We start from the raw sequence: 18,615 nt of genomic DNA, 5'->3' as shown, positions 1-18,615 counted from the left end.
CAATGCATGGGTCCACCGGGCAAACGCCCTGCGACGGTGCGTCCCTCATGACAGATCCACCGTGACCGTCTTCGTTTCGGTGTAGAACGACAGCGCGTTCATCCCGAGTTCACGGCCGAGGCCGGAGCGCCTGTAGCCGCCGAACGGCGCAAATACGCTGGTCGAACTGGCGCTCGGTAATCCGTTGACGGCGATCATTCCGGTTCTAACTTCCTTGGCGACACGCAACGCCTGCCCGATGTCGCGAGACCACACCGAGCCGTTGAGCCCGTAGTCAGAGGCATTTGCCATGCCAATTGCGTCGCACTCTCTATCGAAGGCCGTAATGCTGCACACAGGACCGAAGATTTCATCGCGATAGATCGGCAGGTCCGACGTCACATCGGCGAACACCGTGGGAAGGAAGAAATTGCCTTGCGACAGATCTTCCGGACGGCGGCCGCCAGTGACGAGCCGGGCGCCGCCTTGTTGGGCTGTGCGCACATGCTGGTCCACGCGGCTCCAATGGTCTGCCGAAATCAACGGCCCGAGTGTGGTCGCCGCATCAAGCGGCGCGCCAAGTTTCAGTTTGTGGAGTTCGGCAACCAGCGCCTCCGTAAAGGCCGGCACGACCGATCGCTGCACCAGCAGGCGCGACCGCGCCGAACAGGACTGCCCGGCATTGCCGAATGCGGCGCCGACCGCGCTCTTTGCCGCTTTTTCGATATCGGCATCGGCAAAAACGATGCAGGCATTCTTGCCGCCAAGCTCAAGTGCTACGCTCTTCACGCTGCCGGCTGCCGCCCGCATGACCGCGATGCCGACTGCGGTCGAGCCGGTGAAGGAAATGCCGTCGATGGCCGGATCTTCGGCGAGCAATTGCCCGATCCCGGCGCCGCCCGGCACGATGTTCACAACGCCGCGTGGCACGCCGCAGCCGACGATGACTTCGGCGAGCATCAAAGTGGAGAGCGGCGTCAGGGGCGACGGCTTCAAGAGACATGTGCAACCCGCCGCCATCGCAGGCGCCAGTTTCCAGGCTGCCGCGAGTAGCGGGAAGTTCCAGGGTGTAATCTGCGCCACCACGCCGAGTGGCTCGCGCAGCGTGAAATTCAGGAGGGTGTCGGATACCGGAATCGTGTCGCCAAAAAACTTGTCCATGGCGCCGGCGTAATAACTGAATACACGCGCTGCACCTGCGACTTCGCGCCGTGCGCCCGTTATCGGCTTGCCGCCATTGACGGCCTCAAGCAGCGCAAACTCCTCCGCACGGGCCAGAATACCATCCGCGATAGCGCGCAGGATCTGACCTCGCTCGAACACCGGCATTCGCGGCCAGTCACCGTGGTCGAAAGCGCGGCGCGCTGCTGCGATGGCCTCAGCGACCTGCCCGCCCCCCGCCGAGGCGACATGCGCGATGATGTCGCCGGTCGCAGGATCGCGGATCGTCTCACTCCCGTCGCCTGCAGCCGTAAAGCCACCGTCGATAAAGGGGGTCGTGCGGACTGCCGGGATCGAAGCCATGGTCAGGCCGATGCCTTCACCGCCTGCATGTCTTCATAAAGCTTCGCCGCGGCATCACCAGGCGATTTCGCGCCCGTGATCAGGCGCCCGACAATGGCAAAACGGCGCTTGCAGGCCGCGGCCGATGTGAACGCCGTCTCTATGGTGCCGCCCAGTGCACCAAAGCCGGTGATGAGTACCAGCGGCGACGTCACATTCGCAGCGATCCATCTGGACCAGCGCTCGATTTTCACCCTGTCATGGGCCGGCAGCACGAAATGATCGGCCTTGTTGTCGACGGCGCGGACGAGGATGCGATCGAGCGCATCGTCCAGCATGTATCCGCCGCCGGAGACGCCATAGTCCGGCACCGGGATCTCGCCGCCGACCACCGGGATGATGCCCGCGCGCACCGCCTCGCCGACGAAACCGTCCACGGCCGTCGGGCCGGCGACCGGGAACAGGATCAGACCATCGACATCCGCGTCCTTGCACATCGCAGTATATTTCACCGCCATGTCGGGCATGTCGGGGCCGGCCTTCTGGTGATCGTAAAGGATCGGCAGATCGGTGAGATCGCGCAGGCGCCGCACGGATTCCTTCAGGCCGAATTGCATGACTGACGTCAAGCCCAACTTGTACCCGGCGACACCTTCGCGCTTCGAGGTCTCGCGCACCACCCGTTCGAGATGATCGTGGGAATCGATATCGAGCGCGGGCACGATGCCCATATCGCCCTTGAGCGGCTTTGCCATGAAATCCTCGTCGCTGATATGTGCAGCGACGCTAGGTGGACCACGCCCATTGCCCAAGGTCCGCCGCCTGACGCGTTATTGGTACCAGTCGTGATGCCTCCATTAAAAAGAGCCACTGCGTTGCGGTGAAAGAGAACAGACATCTGCATTAGCGAAAATTCGGAGATTGAACGCCCATGATTGTTCTCGCCTGCCATGGCAATTGCCCATTGGTCGCGAATATCTGTGATCCATTTAACCCGGCCTGGATCAGAGAAGAACGGTCTGTCTCGTCGTTGTTCGCCTGACCGCGACCGTGAGACGGTCAAGCGCGTCGTCGAGAATCTGCGCCTCGACGTCGCGACCGATCAGCACGATGCGGTTGCGCCGCTCGACCACCGGCCAGTCCTTCATGTCCACCGGCTGATGGAGCAGCCCCTGCACTGCATGCAACACTGTCGGTCCGGACGCCCCCGCGATGTCTAGCATCGCCTTCATCCGCAGCAGCATCGGGCCGAGCAGGCTCATGGTGTGGTCGAGCCATTCCTCTAGAATATCGGGCGCGATCGCACCGTCGAAAGCCGCCGACGCGGTCGCAATCGGCACCGGCTCCGGCGCACATATCATGCCGCGCGGCGCGATCAACGCTCGCGGCAGGTCGAGCGACTGCGGCCAGAACGTCTCCATCGCCACTGCCCGCGGATGGATCACGGTCTGCTCTGCATGCGGATTGATCTCGCGCAGCCTCTGCTGAACGGCGGCCAGTTCTCCATTGTCCGTCACATCTGATTTTGAGATCAGCAGGCGATCTGCGAGCGCCACCTGCATGCGTGCTTCCGAATGAATGTCCACGATTTGCCGAAATGCGCGCGCATCGATCACGGTGACGACGCCCGCCAGTGCAATACGATGGTTGAAGAAGGCGTCCGAGATCAGACCTTCCAGCAGCGCAGCAGGATCGGACAAACCGCTGGTCTCTACGACGAGACGCCGGATCGGCGGCAGACTTCCGTCGCGGCTGCGTCGCAGCAGGCCTTCCAAGACCGGTGCGAGGCTTCCCTTGGCACGGCAGCAAAGGCAGCCACCTTCGAGAAGCATCACTGTGTCGGCGCCCTGCTCGACCAGCAGATGATCGAGACCGACATCCCCCGCCTCGTTGATGACCACCGCCGTATCGCGAAACTCTTCGCGCGACAGCAACGCGTTGAGCAAGGTCGTCTTGCCGGAGCCGAGAAAGCCCGTCAGCAGGACAAGCGGGACGCGGCTCATACGTCGATCTGCCGATGCAGCAACCGAATGGCGGCAGCTACAGCCTCGAGCCGGACATTGTCGCGGCTGCCGGAGAAGACATGACGCTCGGAAAGCAGCGGCACGTCTTTGCGGGCTGCGGCGATGAAGATGGTCCCGACCGGATTCTTGGCGCTTCCCCCGCCGGGTCCGGCATAGCCGGTAATCGCGACCGTCACCGCCGCGCCCGAATGCGACAGGAGGCCTTCGGCGAGCCCCTGCGTGACTTCGGCGCTCACCGCGCCATGCTTGGCCGAGACCTCCTCGTCAACGCCGAGGCCTGTGGCCTTAGCGCTTTCATGATACAGCACATAACCGCGATCGAATATCTGCGATGCGCCGGATACCGAAGTCAGGCACGAGCTGACAAGGCCCGCAGTCACTGTCTCGGCTGCAGCAAGACGCACCCCCTTGCGCTTCGCGGCATCAAGCGCCGCAGTTGCCGCATCGAGCAGCGCAGCAGGAAAGATCGTCTGGCCTTCAGTCAGAAACGGATGGTTCGTTGGCATCGCAAGCTCGCTTGTGGGCGGTTTTTCTCAGGATGAATGTCGGCATGCGTTGAAGTCAACGACTGTAGTGCGGTGGTTCCAGAACATCGTCACGATCTGGACCTGCGCGACATCGCGAAGACTTGCTGCGATGACAAATATGGTCTTTGCTGCGATGAGCGAACCGGATGAGGCATAAGGTGCTGATCACGCTCGACCGCGACGGTGTGGGGAGTCTGCAGGAACAGATCTACGAACGCATTCGCGAGCAGATCGTGACGGGAACGCTGCGTGCCGGTGCCGCGGTGCCATCGTCCCGCCTGCTCGCGGCGCAGCTCAAGGTTTCGCGTAACTCGGTGATCTTCGGCTACGAGAGATTGATCAACGAGGGCTATCTCGTCGCCAGACCGATGGTCGGTACGTTCGTCGCCGACGTCCTGCCGGATCGCACGGTGTTGACCGACGACGCCCCCGACGAATTCGCCGCTGACAGTCAGGAGGCGCGTACCGCACCAGTTTTTAACGGCCGCCCGCACGCAATCCTCAACAATTCGAACATCCCGATCGACTTCTGGACCCAGCGCACCGACCCGCGCGCCTTCCCGCTCAAGACATGGCGGCGGCTTGTCATGCAGTCGCTGGCATCGGCGGGTCACAACCTCACCGAATATGGCGATCCATGCGGCCTCATGGCGCTTCGTATCGAGATCGCCGACCATGTCGGCGCGACCCGCGGCATCCGGGTCCGCCCAGAGCAGGTGGTAGTGGTCGCCGGCGCGCAGCTCGCCCTCAATCTGGTCTTGCGCCTGCTGGCCTCTCCCGGCGACGAGATCGCGGTGGAAAATCCGTGCAACCAGGGCGCAGCCTATCTGTTCGAAAGCCATCGTATGCAGCTGCTGCCGATCCCGGTAGACCGGGACGGTATCGACGCGGCGGCCGTTGCGCGATCGCATGCGCGCCTCGCTTATCTCACGCCATCACACCAGTTTCCGATGGGTGCCACACTGTCTCTGCAGCGACGGCGCACCATCCTGCGCTGGGCACAGCAAACCGGTGCCCATGTCATAGAAGACGACTACGATAACGAGTTTCGCTATGATGGTTCGCCGCTGGCTGCGATGAAGGCCTTGGCGCCGGATCATGTCATCTATCTCGGCACGTTCTCGAAGTCGCTCGGTGCCGGACTGCGAACCGGCTACGCGATCTTCCCCGAACATCTGGTCGATGCCGCCGCCACTGCAAAGGGGCTGCTCGACAACGGGCAGGTCTGGCTGGAACAGGCCGCGCTCGCGCGTTTCATGCAAGGCGGCGGCTTCTTGCGCCACCTGCGGCGCAGCCAGCAGCACTACTACTCTCGGCGCAATGCGCTCGTTACCCGCTTGCGCGAACGCTTCGGCAACGTCATACTCATGGGCACCGATGCTGGCACGCATATCGCGTGGCGACTACCAGACCAATTAGCGCCGTCGCATAACATCAAGGCGATCGCACGAACGCGCAATATCGGCATTTACACCGTGCAATCCGGCGGTGGCCATGAATATGATGGCGATACCTTCGAGACAAACTGGCTATTACTCGGCTATGCTTCTCTGACGGAAGAACAGATCCGGGCTGGCATTGATCGCCTTGCCGAACTACTCGCATCTCGCGATCCGTCGTTGCACGAGTTCAAGCAGCGAGCACCGATTGCGCCTGCTTAGATCCGCCCCTCAATAGCGACCAACAAACATCGCTCACGAGCAGTCGAAGCGGATCACGTCCGCTTTGCGCCAGGAGCAAACCTTGGAGCTATTTCATGCGCTCGCCGCCCGCTTCAGCGGGGCGGGCATGGCGTAGATAGCAGCGGGATTACCGACATGCCTGCTTCAACGACGAACGCAACCTACTTATGCAGAGAATAGATCCGTGGCGATGCTGTTCCCGGCCGGCGGACGAGAATACGAGTACCGATGATCTCTTTAGATACCACGAAATTGGGCGCGTCGCTTCTGAGCAAAAGCAGCACGGCCTTCCTTGTAGTCCGCGCTCTGGTAGGCATCGGCGATCAGTTGATCGATTTCGGCGCGTTTTTCCTCGCTTGAACCCTCGGCGAGGGCGTCCAAAATCTGCTTGCTGCCTGCACTCGTTAGCGGAGCATTAGACACCAGCTTGGCGGCGAACTGCATTCCTGCGGCCTGGACGTCGTCGGCCACTGGAAAATCGACCAGGCCGATGCGAACGGCTTCATCGACAGGCAGATGCTCGCCGCCGAACAGAATCCGCTTTGCGGCCGCGAGTCCAACCTGGCGATAGAGTAGCCCGGTATCCAGCAGGCTGTAGACGATGCCCAACCGGGCGGCGGTGATCCCGATTTTGGCCGTATGGTCGGCCAAACGGAAGTCGCAAGCCAAAGCGAGACCGCAACCACCTCCGACGGCAAAGCCGGAAATGGCCGCGATGGTTGGCCCGCGCCATTGCTTGATGGTCATGGTGGCCTGTTCAGCGATGGCATCATAGCGCTGCGCCGATCCGGCATCGGCGCGGACCTCGTCGAACTCGGAAATATCAGCGCCGGCGCAGAAATGTCCGCCTGAACCGGTAAGGATCACGACGCGCACATCACTCCGTGCGTCCAGTTCCCTGAACGTAACTGCAAGCTTGCGCCACATTGCCAGACTGATGGCGTTGCGCTTTTCGGGCCTGCAGAGCGTGACGACGGCGATGCCGTCACGGACTTCGCTGGAGACATATGGGGTATCGGCGGACATCTCTTTTTCCATGTTTTCCGTCAGCGGCCGAACGGCCTCAGCCCTTGATGCCGGTAATCGACTTGCTTTCGGCGCGCGGATCGCGCGTCGGCCAACGGCCGCTTTCGACATGGGTCAGGAAGTTCATCAGGACGCGGTTGAACTCGTCGGGCTCTTCGATATTCAGCGTGTGGCCTGAATTCGGCACCACCGCCAGAGCCGCCGTTGGGATGTTCTGCTTCATCAGCACGCCGGGCAGCAGGCAAGGCCAGTCCTCGTCACCGGTGACGATCAGTGACGGCACACGAAGCGTCTTCATCTGATCCACCAGTGAGAACAGCGACGGACGCTCACGTTGCACGCCAAGTTGGGTATTGGCCGATCCGGTGTCGCTATGCTCGGACAGTTGCTGCTTGAATTCGGCGAAGCCACGCGGATCCTTGTTTTCGTACTGAACCCGCGTCGGGCCATAGGCGTATTTCTGGGAGAAGCTCTTCATGCCCTCCGCCTTGATGGCCGCAGCCACGGCGTCCGCCTCCCCCTTGAACTGCACCTGCTTGTCCGGTTCGGCGCCATAACCGCAGCCAGCGATGCACAGCGAGCGTGCGCGCGCCGCATGGCGGAAGCCGAAATGCAGCGTGGCAAAGCCGCCCATCGACAGGCCGACGATATGGGCGGTGTCGATCTTCAGATGATCGAGCACGGCGAGAATGTCATCGGCGGCGCGCGCCTGCGAATAGGACGCGACATCCTCCGGCACATCGGACGGTGGAAAGCCGCGCGCGGCGTAGGTAATGGCCCGGTACCGTCGCCCGAAGAAGCGCATCTGCGGCTCCCAGCTGCGATGATCGCCTGCATATTCATGCACGAAGATGATCGGTGTCCCGCTGCCGGTTTCTTCATAGTGCAGCTTGACGCCATCGTCGGCGGTTGCGAAGGGCATGATCTACTCCTGTCTTCTCGGTTGTCGCGCGACGTCCATAGGCGCGCTTTCGGAAATCACATCGCGGCATAGCCGCCATCGACCAGAAGGTCGGTGCCGGTCATGAAACTGGACGCATCGCTCATCAGAAACAGCGCAGCGGTGGCAATCTCGATGGGTTGCCCGACGCGGGCCAAAGCATGCTTAGCTGCGCTAGCCGCAATGGCATCGTCCATATCGGCGTGATCACGGAGAAGCAGGCGTCGCGTCTCGATCGCGCCCGGCGACAGCGTGTTGACGCGAATGCCCTGTTGCGCGTGATCCAGCGCCATCGCTTTGGCGAGCTGAATCAGCGCGCCCTTGGCTGCGCAATAGCTGGGACGCCCCTTGGCGCCCACATGCCCCATCTGCGATGCGATGTGAACGATGCTGCCCGCGCCGGCGCGCTGCATATGCGGCAGCGCCGCCTTGCTGGCCAGAAACGCCCCGTTCAGATGCACCGCAAAGGTCCGCTGCCACTCCTGAAAATCGAGCTCGACCACGGATCCGGTCGGGTCATCATTCGACGCGCCATTGACCAGGCCATAGATGCCGCCCCACTCCGCCACCACCGCCGCAATCGCCGCGCTCACCGCGGCATCATCCGTCACATCGCAGGCGATCCCGATCGCGTCGCCGTCGGCCGCCTTGATGTCTGCGACGAGGTCGATCGGCGCGCTGCGGTCCAGACAGGCGACCCGGCCGCCGGCGCCGGCAAAGGCCTTTGCGATCGCCGAGCATATGCCGCCGCCGGCGCCCGTGATCACCATGACGCGACCATTCAGCATGAAGCGTTCTTGCAGAGCTTGTTCCATATCAGACCTTCAGGTGTCGGTGGCAAGTTCGCGGTGCCAGGCGAGATAGTCGTCGAAGGCCGTCGCTTCGTCATAGCGCGCCGTGAAACCGGTCGCGGCCTTCAAACGGGCGACCGAGAATGGCGCGCGCGGCGCTGGCGATGCGGAGCCGAGCGTGGCGCGCGTGATGTCATCCACCAGCTCATATTGAAAATCGGGATACGCTGTCTTCAGACGATCGCACCAGCCGGCCACAGACCAACGATGCCCCGTGGCCAACTGGTAAATCTCTTGATCAAGACAGGTGGCATCGAGCATCCCGACCACAGCAGACGCGATGTCGGTTGCGTAAACCCAATCGTCGGGTAGCGCGGCGGGCAAGCGCACACTCTCGCCGGCGACGGCGGCCTTCATCAGTTGCAGCGGCATGCTGAGCGTATCGCGCATGCCGGTGTCATATTCCCAGCGGCCGAACACCACACCGAGACGGCCGACCGCAATGTCGAGCCCGCGCGTGGTGCGATAGCGCCGGGCAATGGACTCGGCAGCATATTTGCTGATGCCGTACAGGCTCTCGGGGTGCGGTGCGTCGTCCTCGTCGATCACGCTTTTGCGCGGCGGCGATCGGCCATACACCGACCCCGTGCCGAGCTGAACGACGCGGGACAGGTTGCAGGCCAGCGCCGCTTCAAGCGCCTCGATGGTGCCGATCGTGTTTACCGTCACGATCAGCGCGGGCTCCCGTGCCTCGCGCGCCAGCCCTGCCGTGATCGCGGCGCCATGCACCATTTTTGAGACGCCGTGGTCGGTGATCGCCCGCATCAGTTGATCGCGGTTGGTGATATCGCCGATCACGCTGATCAGCTTGCCGGGAAGCGACTCGAGATGACGCTGCGCCACCGCCGGCACCAGTGAGCGATCGAACACAACCACGATCTCGCCCCGCGCCAACAAGGCGCTTGCGATATTGATGCCGACAAAGCCGGCGCCTCCGGTGATCACGGTCGCCATGGACGATGCTATCCTGTGAGGTGGTTGAAATCGTCGACGGCCCGCCGGATCACGTCCGACACCGCGCGGCCCTGCAGCTCATGCGCAAACAGCTCGAATTCGAACGGGCCACGATAGCCGGCATCGCCGAGCATGCGGATCAGCGGCTTGAGATCGAACACCCCGTCCCGCATCCCGCAACGCGACGGCGCCATGAACGGATCATTCGACAGGACCACGCCGGACACCTGAACGCAGGATATTCGCGACGCATGGGTGCCGATGAAGGTTTCGAGATCAGGCTCCCACCAGGTGTGGAATGCGTCCATGATCACCGTGAGTTCAGGAAAGCGCTCCAGCAGTCGCGCTGTCTGCGCCAATGTATTGAGCAGCGACTTGTTGGTTATCCGGCTGGGGTGCATCGGCTCGACACCGAGCTTGACGCCCGCCGCCTCGGCGGCCGCGATCAGCGGCGGCAACGCATCGTCAATGCGGCCGCGCAACTCCTGGATGCTCGCTTGATGTGCATCACCGGCATCGACATAACCACCGCCAATGGTCGTCAGTGCCGACGCTGCCAGCACTTGCGACGCCTCGACCAGAAACGCGTTGATGTTCCGCTGTTCCTGCGCACGTGCCTCGGACCCCCACAGGAAGAACCCGGCGCTGTTGACCGACGTTACCGCCAGATTCCTGGCCGCCAGCATGTCCTTGATGCGGGCCAGCGGAACCTCGCCGAGCGCGCGTTCGGTGAGGCCAACGCCGGTGGCACCCGCCCCCGCGCAGTCATCCAGAAACTGCTCGAGCGGATAGCCGGCAGGCGTGATGTAGTGATTGATGGACAGGCCGTTCATGCGATGACTTGACGCTCCTAGATTGCTGACAGAACCGTCGGACTATCGACCGTCCATCGCACGCAGACACGCGCGCCGATCCCGAGCGGCGCCTCGCGTCCGTTATTGGCGGAATCCGCGATGATCTTGCCGAGCGGCCCGAGATCGACCGTCCGCTGCAGCGTGGGGCCGAGATAGGCCTCATCGATCAATGTCCCTTCAAGACCGGCGCAGAGGTCGCCCAGCGGCTGCACCTCGACGCGTTCGTAGCGCAGCGCGACAAATACTTTGGACCCGACATCAAAAGCCGGCGGAATGCGGCAGGGAAACATGCGGCCATGGAGATTGACGTCACCGAGGCCGTCGGCCGCCTTCGTCTCGACGGTGCCCTCGTAGAAATTCGAATGCCCCATGAACTCCGCCACGAAGCGGTTGACGGGACGTTCATAAACCTCGCGCGGCGAGCCCACCTGCTGGATCCGGCCACGACTCATCACCGCAATACGGTCGGACATCGAGATCGCCTCCCCCTGGTCATGGGTGACGAAGATGAATGTGCCGCCGATCTCCTTGTGCAGCCGGCGCAGCTCGTCCTGCATCTGCAGGCGCAGACGCAGATCGAGCGCGCCCAAAGGCTCGTCGAGCAGCAGAACTTCAGGATCATTGACCAGGGCACGCGCCATCGCGATGCGCTGGCGCTGGCCGCCCGAGAGCTGGTCGATCTTGCGATCCCCGAAGTCCTGCAGCCGGACCAGCTCGAGCGCCTCGCCGACCTTCCTGGTGATGACGTCGCGCGGCGTCTTTTTCATCTCCAGACCGAAGGCGATGTTCTGCGCCACGGTCAGATGGGGGAACAGCGCGCCATGCTGGAACACCATGTTCGTCCGCCGCTCGAAAGGCGGACGTCCGATCACGGACTGTCCGCCGATCTGCAACGCCCCCGAGGTCGGATGCTCGAAGCCGCCGATGATCCGCAACAAAGTCGTCTTGCCGCAACCGGACGGGCCCAGAAGGGAGAAAAACTCCCCCTTCTTGATATCAAGCGTCACCGGCTCAAGCGCCGTCGTATCGCCGAACGTCTTGCCGATTCCCGACAGCGACACGGCCGTCTCGCGGGTGTCGTCGGGCATAGGCGAGGCCTCCTGCTGAAACATGGTCATGCGCGCCGCGAATGTCATGAGGAGCTCTTCACCTTGCTCCAGGTTTCGATCCACATGTTCATGTTGGTCGGGAAAGCGAGCGGATAGTGCTTCACCGAACCGTCGAGAACACCGTAACCAAAGCGCTTGTGCTGCTCCGGCGTGATATCCTTGAGACCGAAATCCGCCGCTGGCAGATAACCGCAGGCATCGGCCAGCGCCTTGGTGTAACGCTCGCCCAACATCGCGTTGATGACGGCATGCGCACCGGCGACATTCTTGCAATCCTTCGGGATATAGGACGTGCTGATCAGAGACAGAACGCCTTCCTTCGGCCACGCACCGGTGATGTCGAAACCGCGCTTCTGCAACTCGTTGCGCATCGGTGCGATGCCGTAGCAGATGTCGATCTCGCCGCTGCTGAGCAGGTTGGAGCCCTGGGCGAAGGTGCTGTAGAACGTCCGCACATTCTTCTTCTTGGCGATCAGGAATTTGGCGACTTCATTGAGCTGATTGCGGTCCATCTGCTCCGGCTTGGCATGGCCGAGATAGAGGCCGGCAGCCATCAGCATCTGATGCGCGACATCCCACCAGCCGATGCGACCGGCATATTTGTCTTCGAACAACAGCGACCAGGACTGGGTATAGGCGTCGTTCTCATCCGTCACGACCTTGCGATTGTAGAGGATGGAGTCGAAGCCCCAGCTATGCGGCACCATGTAGATCTTGCCATCGCGCTCGCCGATACCGGCCTTGGACGGCGCATTGATGTGCTTCAGATTGGGGATCAACGCCGGATCGATCGCCTGCACACGCTCCTGCCCGGCCTTGGCACCCATCACCACCGGCTGCGAGAACGCGAACGAGCTGTTCATCAAGTCGTAGCGGGCGCCGCCCGGCGCGGTGAGGCGCGACACCGTATCGGTGCCGGACATGAATGCTCCCTCGGCGATCTTGACCTTCGCTTCTTCCTCAGCGATCGGCTTCAGCGTCGGATTGACCATCGCATTGACCATCAGCGCGGTGACTTCATTCGCCTGCGCATGCGCCGGAAAGCCCTTCGCGGCGGTCGCGGCGAGCGCGGCCCCGCCCTTCAGCAGCGAGCGGCGATGAATGAAAGGACCGTGCATCGTCTTGAGGGCAGTCATTTTTGTCTCCATTGCATGATCAACAAACGAACGAAATGTGAGCCGTCAGTGTGAACTGGCCGATGTGTTGCTGCGGGATGAAAGGGCAAATCCGATCAGCGAGACCATCATCGAGATGAGCATGATGATTACGCCAACTGCAGGCAAGAACGGGGCCATCTGGTCTGACAGCAGCGACCAGAGATGCACCGGGATGGTGCGCTGGTTGCCGATCGAGAACAGCGTGCGGATGAACTCGTCGAAGGACAACGTGAAAGCGAACATTGTGGTGGCCACCACGCCCGGCTTGATGATCGGCAGCACGATGCGCGTGAACACCGTCATCGGCCGCGCCCCGAGATCGGCTGCCGCTTCTTCGATGCTGCGATCGAGGCCGTGCATGCGCGGAAACAGCGTCATGAAAGCAAAGGGCAACACCCATGTGATGTGAACCGGCAACGCCGTGGTCCACAGACCGAACGGGATTTCGGCGTATCCGAAAAAGATCAGATAGATCACGCCGCCGACAATGCCCGGGATCAGCATCGGCATCAGGATGACTTTCATCAGCAGACCCTTGCCAGGAAAGTCGTGCCGAAAGCCGAGCGCCATCATCAGCGCCAGCGCGGTCGCGACCACCGCACTGACAATGCCGAGCATCACGCTGTTGCCGATCGCCAGCAGCATGTCGCGGGACTGAAAGACCTCGTCGTACCAGCGCAGCGTGAACTGCTTGAGCGGCAGCCCGACGGTCTGGGAGTCGTTGAACGACAGTACGACCAGCAGCAGGATCGGCACATAAAGGAACGCGTAGAACAGGCCCGCATACAGGATGAGAGCCGCGCGGCGTAGATTGATGGTGCGGGTCGGGGCGGCAACCGGGGCGATGGTGAGGTCGGTCATGGTCAGCCTCCCGAGAACACGTTGCTGAGGCGGACCTTCCGGCCGAATACCGCAAGACAGATCAGCACCACCAAGATCAGGACCACGGACAGCGCGCAGCCGAGCGCCCAGTTGTTCGTCACGGTGTATTGCGGGGCAATGATGTTACCAAACATGATGCCGGTGGTGCCGCCCAGCAGTTGCGGCGTGACATAGGCGCCACAGGCGAGCAGGAACACCATCACGCAGCCGGACAGCACGCCGGGCATCGACAGCGGCAGGATGACCCGGCGGAAGGTGCGCCACGGACTGGCACCGAGATCCGCCGCAGCCTCGATCAGTTTTGGATCGAGCTTGTCGAGCGACAGATAGATCGGCAATGTCATGAACAGCGTGTAGACATAGACCAGCGCCACATGGGTTGCGCCTTCATTGTAGAGCAGCCAATCAAGCGGGGCGTCGATCAGGCCGAGATTCAGCAGGACCGAATTGATGAGGCCGTTGCGGCCGAGCATCGGCAGCCATACGAACGTGCGAACGACATAGCTCGACCAGAACGGCAGGAACAGCAGCACCAGGAAGATCGACTTGGTTGTCGGCGGCCGCGTCGCAATGAAATAGGCCATCGGGTAGGACACGATCAGCGAGATGATCGTCACCGTCACGGCTATCCGCAGCGTCTGCAGCAGGACCTTGAAATAGATGGGGTCGTCGAGGATGACCCGGTAGTTATCGAGCGTGAAATCGGCCGTGGTGCCGAAGATGCTCGATGTCCAGAACGACATCACGATCAGTAAGGCAACCGGCGCGACTGCAAACAGCAGCAGCCACGTCGTCGCCGGGATCACCAGCAATAGGCCTCTTCGCGCGGTCGTCATCTCGTCTCCGATCGTCCCTGCCCGTTGCCGTCAGATCGCTCCAGCGGCCTGCATCGATTCAATCTCGCCATCGGCAATGCCGAGATCCTTCAGAATGGCCATGGTGTGCTCGCCCGGCCTCGGCGCCTCTGTCCGCACCGATGGCGGTGTCCGCGACAGCGTGAGCGGCGATCCCACCAGATGAATGTCACCGAGCTCGCTGTGGCTGAGCGGCGCTGCGATGCCGACATGCTCGACCTGAGCGTCGCCAAAAACCTGGTCCATGGAATAGATCGGGCCGACGGGGACATTGGCTGCGGTCAGCACCTCGGTCCACTCCGCCGAGTTGCGCGTGCGAAAGATCGTAGCAAGCTCGCCCATCAGCTCTGCGCGATTGTGGTAGCGCCGTTCCTGCGCGCAATAACGCGGATCGGCCTGCAGATCGGGCCGTGCGATGGCCTTGCAGAAGCTGGCCCATTGTCCTTCGCCGCCGACGCCGATGTTGATGTGGCCGTCCGCGGTGGGCAGCACGCCCATGGGCGTGGTGACGGGATGATCATTGCCGGCGGTTTGCGGCACCCGGCCTTCGACCAGGTAGCTGGCGGCCTGGAAATCGGTCATGGCGATCATCGCCTGCAGCAGCGATGTCTGCACCCACTGTCCCTTCCCGCTCCGCTCGCGTTCGGCGAGCGCGACCAGAATGCCGATCGCCGCATAGTTGCCGGCGGAGGAATCGGCGACCGCGATGCCGGCGCGCATAGGCCCGCCGCCGACTTCGCCGGTGACGCTCATCAATCCGCCCATGCCCTGCGCGATCTGATCGAAGCCCGCGCGCTTCGCATAGGGCCCGGTCTGGCCGAAGCCCGAGATCGAAGCGAGGATGATGCGCGGATTGACGGCCGCCAGTTGCTCATACGAGAAACCGAGCCGATCCTTGACGTCCGGGCGAAAATTCTCGACCACCACATCGGCGGTCTTCACCAGCCCCATCAAAATCTTGAGGCCGTCGGGCGTCTTCAGATTGAGCGCGATCGATCGCTTGTTGCGATGCAGGTTCTGGCTGTCGCTGCCGAGGCGGTTGCCTGTGACGCTCGAATTCGGATCAGCGCCATCGGTCGCCGCGACCTGGATGACATCCGCGCCGAAATCCGCAAACAGGCGGCAGCAGGTCGGGCCGGCGCGCACGCGGGTCAGATCGATCACGCGCAGATGCGACAGGGCCATGGCTGGTGTTGGTGAGGTCAAGCCGATGCTCCGGAATCTTCTCGTTCGACGATGGACGGCACGCGTGCAAGCCAATCGGTGGCGCGCTGATAGTCGTCCGCGAGTTTCAGCAATGGCAGCTCCGCACCGGGCCGCCCGATCACCTGCATGGACAGCGGCACGCCGCGCGCGTCAAAGCCCACTGGAATCGCAATGGCGGGCAGACCCAGCGCATTGACGAAGCGCGTATGCACTGACAGCGCGTAAAGCGTTCTGGCGCTGAAGCTGGAGCTGTCCGGATCGACCTCGGTCGCCAGCGGCACCGGCATCGGAAGCACCGGTAGCACCGCCGCATCGCAGCCGCGCCAGCTCGCCAGGAACGCCTCCAGCAATCCGTCACGGCGCGCCAATGCGGCGGCGAGTTCGTCTGCGCCAATGCCAGTGCCCTTCCCGATCCGCTGCGCCAGCACCGGATCACCCGCGAGCGGGAGATCGCCATACAGGCGCGCGGCTTCGGCCTGCATGATGGTCAGGACGTCACGATCCGCTTCGGCGATCACGCCCGTCTCGTCCAGGTGATGCTGCACCACACCGCTGGCGGCGAGAACACGCAGCGCTTGCGCAATCGCGTCGCGCACGACGGGCGCGGCTTGCGCAATCAACGGAGCAAGCACCATCACCTTGCCGATGGTCGGGGCTTCCTTTGCTGCGGGGGCGATGGCCGGCCATGTGTGGATCAGGTCATCTGCACGGCGCGCCATGAAGCCAACGCAATCCAGCGAGGGTGCCAGCGGCATCGTCCCGTTGGTGGGGATCACGCCCCAGCCGGGCTTCAGGCCGACCAGGCCGCAACAGGCCGCAGGAATGCGGACCGATCCGCCGGTGTCGGATCCAATCCCCAGATGCGCGCAACCCGCGGCAACAAGCGCGGCAGACCCGCTCGAAGACCCGCCGGAGATCACCTCGGGATGCCAGGGGTTCCTGGTGCGCCCGAGCTGGGTGTTGTGACCTGACGGCTCGTAAGCGAGCGTCGTCATGCCGGCGACCGCAACCTGCGATCCGCCAGCCGCATCGAACACACTGAGGATTGATGCATCGCTGGAGGCAACGCCTGGCGATCGGGCGCCGCCCCATTGGGCGCGCCGGGTCACGCGATCAAAGATGTCCTTGGCGACGTAGGGCAAACCGCGCAGCGGACCCTGAGCGTTGAACGCCGCCTGCATCGGCGCAGCAACGGCGTTCAGGCCTGTTCCGACAGATGCAACAGCGGTCTGGCAGCGGGCAAACTCGGCCACTCGTCCATTAGACGTGAGATCGAACCAGCTGCCAGTCGCCATATCGCGCAAAATAATTCCCCCGAAAGCGTCCTGGTAACGCTCTCATTGCGCGAGACATCGATAAAGTCGAATTACCGCAAGACAGGCTTCGACTTTTTCGAAATGGCTACAGCTTCAGCAAAAAGTTCATCAATCGCTGGGTAGGTGGTTCAAGCTCAGGCACCGATCGGACGCAAAGCAAAAAATTTCGGCGCGCCCAGGGTTCGTCGATTTCGATCATTTTCAACCCGTAGGCGGCCAGCAGCGGTGTTGCAGCCGCTTCCGGCATGACGCCGATGCCAAGACCACGACTCGCCATCAGCGCCATCACCTCAAAGCTGTTGACCTGAACGCGGATGCGCGGCGTCCGTCCGACCAGCCTCGCCTGCTCCAGCAGAACCTTTCGGACTGCCGTGTTGTGGCCCATGGTGACGAAATCCTCGTCGATGAAGGCCTCAAACTTCAGCCGCTGATAGGCCGCCAATCGATGCACCTGCGGTACTGCCAGAACCAGCCTGTCGCCACCGAACGGAAAGGTGACCAGCGAATGGGCCTCGAAGGCATTCACAACCAGCCCGAGATCCGCTTCCTTGTTGCGCACCATCTCCAGCGTGCCTTCGGTGCCGCGCTCTTCGAGATCGATCTCGATATCCGGATGCTGCTCGGCAAAACGCGACAGATCGGCGGCCAGCCGCGCCAACAACACCGAACTAGATGACGCAACGCGCACATAGCCGCGGACGCCAGATTCGTGCTCCGTCATTAGGTGGTCGGCGCGATCGACCAGATGAAGGATATCGCGCGCAAAGCGGAGAAACGTCTGCCCCGCCGCAGTAGCTTGAACGCCATGCGGCTTGCGGTCTAGTAGTGGCGTACCGGCATCATGCTCAAGCAGTTGAATCCGGCGACTTGCTGCCGACGACGCCATGCCCAGCCGATCGGCTGCACGCGATATGCTGTTAAGCTCGCAAGCGACCGTGAAAAGCTGCAGGGTCCTGAAATCGTTCCGGTAGATCGAGCCATCCTCAACGTCTCGTGTTGCACAACGTGTTCGGTGTTCAGATCTAGCCGGTCACCGGTGACATGTACACCAAGACGTTCTCTGCTGTCTGCTTCGCGCCAAGAGCGCACACCCAGTATATTCGATTACTCCCCGCCCAGCCCCAGCCGGTTCGGCATGCGCTTCTCGATATTGAACTTGAGCAGTGCCGCCGACCGGAAGATGCCATGGGCGAATTTGCCATAGGGCAGCGTGACGAACAGCGCCATGACCGTGCCGAGATGGATCGCCAGCCACAGCGCCATGAAGCGGGTGTCGCGCAGCACCAAGAGCAGCAGGCCGGTGATGCTCACCAGCAGCAGCAGCATGATGAAGCCGCGGCCCATGGCGTTCTGCTTGACGTCGGCGCGTAGCGCGTCGCGCTTGAAGTTCAGCCACAGCAGTCCGATCGGCCCGATGATCAGGCCGATGCCGCCGAGCGTGCCGAGGATCACGGGCGCGCTCGTCAGCGCATAGGGCGCCTGCAGGTTCCAGATATAGTGATACAGCGTCGCCACGCAGGTGGAGGCGAAGCACAGCAGGAAGCCATACAGCGTGAACTGATGGAAGCGGCGGCGCCACAGCGTGAAGGCGTCATCGCCCTCGTTGCAGCCATCGCCATGTCCCCCGCCGAGATATTTCAGCCGCGCGACGTCGTGCACGGCTTCGGCCACCGCAGGCACGCGCGCTTGCGCGGCAGCCTTGATGTCGGCGGGCGTACCGTCCTTCGTGGGCGACACGTCGCGCCAGAATT

At 62.5% G+C, this 18,615-nt stretch carries 17 protein-coding genes and 1 pseudogene; 1 reads left to right on the top strand and 17 read right to left on the bottom strand.

Features of this window, described 5'->3' with window-relative positions; all coding sequences use genetic code 11:
* Positions 1-45: 45 nt before the first annotated feature.
* From ACIQ17_RS05825 to ACIQ17_RS05810, 4 genes are all read right to left on the bottom strand, one after another.
* Positions 46-1,503, bottom strand: coding sequence for an aldehyde dehydrogenase family protein (locus ACIQ17_RS05825; RefSeq protein ID WP_398466357.1), 1,458 nt, complete (start codon positions 1,501-1,503; stop codon positions 46-48).
* A gap of 2 nt (positions 1,504-1,505) precedes the next feature.
* The gene (locus ACIQ17_RS05820) at positions 1,506-2,237 is read right to left on the bottom strand and encodes an orotidine 5'-phosphate decarboxylase / HUMPS family protein (protein WP_398466355.1); all 732 of its coding nucleotides are present in this window, start codon (positions 2,235-2,237) and stop codon (positions 1,506-1,508) included.
* 249 nt (positions 2,238-2,486) lie between these two features.
* Positions 2,487-3,485 (bottom strand): CobW family GTP-binding protein, encoded by a 999-nt coding sequence (locus ACIQ17_RS05815; RefSeq protein WP_398466353.1) that lies wholly within the window; start codon positions 3,483-3,485, stop codon positions 2,487-2,489.
* A complete protein-coding gene (locus ACIQ17_RS05810) occupies positions 3,482-4,012 on the bottom strand; it encodes a CinA family protein (RefSeq protein WP_398466350.1) in 531 nt (176 codons plus the stop codon). Before ACIQ17_RS05810 ends, ACIQ17_RS05815 begins: the two co-directional genes overlap by 4 nt.
* Positions 4,013-4,191: 179 nt before the next feature.
* Between ACIQ17_RS05810 and ACIQ17_RS05805 the strand changes: the two genes are divergently transcribed.
* Positions 4,192-5,694 carry a PLP-dependent aminotransferase family protein gene (locus ACIQ17_RS05805; RefSeq protein ID WP_398466348.1) on the top strand — a complete coding sequence of 501 codons (1,503 nt, stop codon included), beginning with the start codon at positions 4,192-4,194 and terminating at the stop codon, positions 5,692-5,694.
* A gap of 258 nt (positions 5,695-5,952) precedes the next feature.
* On the opposite strand, the gene ACIQ17_RS05800 is transcribed toward ACIQ17_RS05805, so the two are convergent.
* From ACIQ17_RS05800 to tcuB, 13 genes and pseudogenes are all read right to left on the bottom strand, one after another.
* Positions 5,953-6,741, bottom strand: a complete 789-nt coding sequence (locus ACIQ17_RS05800; protein WP_398466346.1) for an enoyl-CoA hydratase/isomerase family protein — start codon at positions 6,739-6,741, stop codon at positions 5,953-5,955.
* Positions 6,742-6,778: 37 nt separating this feature from the next.
* Positions 6,779-7,663, bottom strand: a complete 885-nt coding sequence (locus tag ACIQ17_RS05795) for an alpha/beta fold hydrolase (protein WP_398466344.1) — start codon at positions 7,661-7,663, stop codon at positions 6,779-6,781.
* A gap of 56 nt (positions 7,664-7,719) precedes the next feature.
* Entirely contained in the window at positions 7,720-8,496 is a 777-nt protein-coding gene (locus ACIQ17_RS05790; RefSeq protein WP_398466342.1) for an SDR family NAD(P)-dependent oxidoreductase, read from the bottom strand.
* 9 nt (positions 8,497-8,505) lie between these two features.
* On the bottom strand, positions 8,506-9,486 hold the full coding sequence (locus ACIQ17_RS05785) for an NAD-dependent epimerase/dehydratase family protein (RefSeq protein WP_398466340.1): 981 nt from the start codon (positions 9,484-9,486) through the stop codon (positions 8,506-8,508).
* Between the two features lie 8 nt (positions 9,487-9,494).
* Positions 9,495-10,319, bottom strand: coding sequence for a sugar phosphate isomerase/epimerase family protein (locus tag ACIQ17_RS05780; protein WP_398466338.1), 825 nt, complete (start codon positions 10,317-10,319; stop codon positions 9,495-9,497).
* Positions 10,320-10,336: 17 nt separating this feature from the next.
* The gene (locus tag ACIQ17_RS05775) at positions 10,337-11,476 is read right to left on the bottom strand and encodes an ABC transporter ATP-binding protein (RefSeq protein WP_398466336.1); all 1,140 of its coding nucleotides are present in this window, start codon (positions 11,474-11,476) and stop codon (positions 10,337-10,339) included.
* Positions 11,473-12,585 (bottom strand): PotD/PotF family extracellular solute-binding protein, encoded by a 1,113-nt coding sequence (locus ACIQ17_RS05770; protein ID WP_398466334.1) that lies wholly within the window; start codon positions 12,583-12,585, stop codon positions 11,473-11,475. The genes ACIQ17_RS05775 and ACIQ17_RS05770 overlap by 4 nt, the downstream gene beginning before the upstream one ends.
* A 45-nt stretch (positions 12,586-12,630) precedes the next feature.
* The gene (locus tag ACIQ17_RS05765; protein ID WP_398466332.1) at positions 12,631-13,467 is read right to left on the bottom strand and encodes an ABC transporter permease; all 837 of its coding nucleotides are present in this window, start codon (positions 13,465-13,467) and stop codon (positions 12,631-12,633) included.
* A 2-nt stretch (positions 13,468-13,469) separates the two neighbouring features.
* Positions 13,470-14,324, bottom strand: a complete 855-nt coding sequence (locus tag ACIQ17_RS05760; RefSeq protein WP_398466330.1) for an ABC transporter permease — start codon at positions 14,322-14,324, stop codon at positions 13,470-13,472.
* 30 nt (positions 14,325-14,354) lie between these two features.
* On the bottom strand, positions 14,355-15,548 hold the full coding sequence (locus ACIQ17_RS05755; RefSeq protein WP_398466328.1) for a CaiB/BaiF CoA transferase family protein: 1,194 nt from the start codon (positions 15,546-15,548) through the stop codon (positions 14,355-14,357).
* Entirely contained in the window at positions 15,545-16,801 is a 1,257-nt protein-coding gene (locus ACIQ17_RS05750; RefSeq protein ID WP_398466326.1) for an amidase, read from the bottom strand. The genes ACIQ17_RS05755 and ACIQ17_RS05750 overlap by 4 nt, the downstream gene beginning before the upstream one ends.
* A gap of 148 nt (positions 16,802-16,949) precedes the next feature.
* Positions 16,950-17,813, bottom strand: a complete 864-nt coding sequence (locus tag ACIQ17_RS05745; protein ID WP_398466410.1) for a LysR family transcriptional regulator — start codon at positions 17,811-17,813, stop codon at positions 16,950-16,952.
* 155 nt (positions 17,814-17,968) lie between these two features.
* Positions 17,969-18,615, bottom strand: a pseudogene (tcuB, locus tag ACIQ17_RS05740) (tricarballylate utilization protein TcuB); the annotation flags it as partial.

Origin of the sequence: Tardiphaga sp. (assembly GCF_044340795.1) — a bacterium.
Taxonomy (GTDB): Bacteria; Pseudomonadota; Alphaproteobacteria; order Rhizobiales; family Xanthobacteraceae; genus Tardiphaga.
The sequence above is the reverse complement of the archived record's forward strand: the minus strand, read 5'-3'. Positions and strand labels throughout refer to the sequence as shown.

Excerpts from the sequence above, each read along its gene's own strand:
- ACIQ17_RS05765 (WP_398466332.1), bottom strand. The coding sequence starts at position 13,467 with ATGACCGACCTCACCATCGCCCCGGTTGCCGCCCCGACCCGCACCATC.
- ACIQ17_RS05795 (WP_398466344.1), bottom strand. The coding sequence starts at position 7,663 with ATGCCCTTCGCAACCGCCGACGATGGCGTCAAGCTGCACTATGAAGAA.
- ACIQ17_RS05780 (WP_398466338.1), bottom strand. The coding sequence starts at position 10,319 with ATGAACGGCCTGTCCATCAATCACTACATCACGCCTGCCGGCTATCCG.
- ACIQ17_RS05775 (WP_398466336.1), bottom strand. The coding sequence starts at position 11,476 with ATGACATTCGCGGCGCGCATGACCATGTTTCAGCAGGAGGCCTCGCCT.
- ACIQ17_RS05825 (WP_398466357.1), bottom strand. The coding sequence starts at position 1,503 with ATGGCTTCGATCCCGGCAGTCCGCACGACCCCCTTTATCGACGGTGGC.
- ACIQ17_RS05820 (WP_398466355.1), bottom strand. The coding sequence starts at position 2,237 with ATGGCAAAGCCGCTCAAGGGCGATATGGGCATCGTGCCCGCGCTCGAT.
- ACIQ17_RS05760 (WP_398466330.1), bottom strand. The coding sequence starts at position 14,324 with ATGACGACCGCGCGAAGAGGCCTATTGCTGGTGATCCCGGCGACGACG.
- ACIQ17_RS05815 (WP_398466353.1), bottom strand. The coding sequence starts at position 3,485 with ATGAGCCGCGTCCCGCTTGTCCTGCTGACGGGCTTTCTCGGCTCCGGC.
- ACIQ17_RS05800 (WP_398466346.1), bottom strand. The coding sequence starts at position 6,741 with ATGTCCGCCGATACCCCATATGTCTCCAGCGAAGTCCGTGACGGCATC.
- ACIQ17_RS05810 (WP_398466350.1), bottom strand. The coding sequence starts at position 4,012 with ATGCCAACGAACCATCCGTTTCTGACTGAAGGCCAGACGATCTTTCCT.
- ACIQ17_RS05785 (WP_398466340.1), bottom strand. The coding sequence starts at position 9,486 with ATGGCGACCGTGATCACCGGAGGCGCCGGCTTTGTCGGCATCAATATC.
- ACIQ17_RS05790 (WP_398466342.1), bottom strand. The coding sequence starts at position 8,496 with ATGGAACAAGCTCTGCAAGAACGCTTCATGCTGAATGGTCGCGTCATG.
- ACIQ17_RS05770 (WP_398466334.1), bottom strand. The coding sequence starts at position 12,585 with ATGACTGCCCTCAAGACGATGCACGGTCCTTTCATTCATCGCCGCTCG.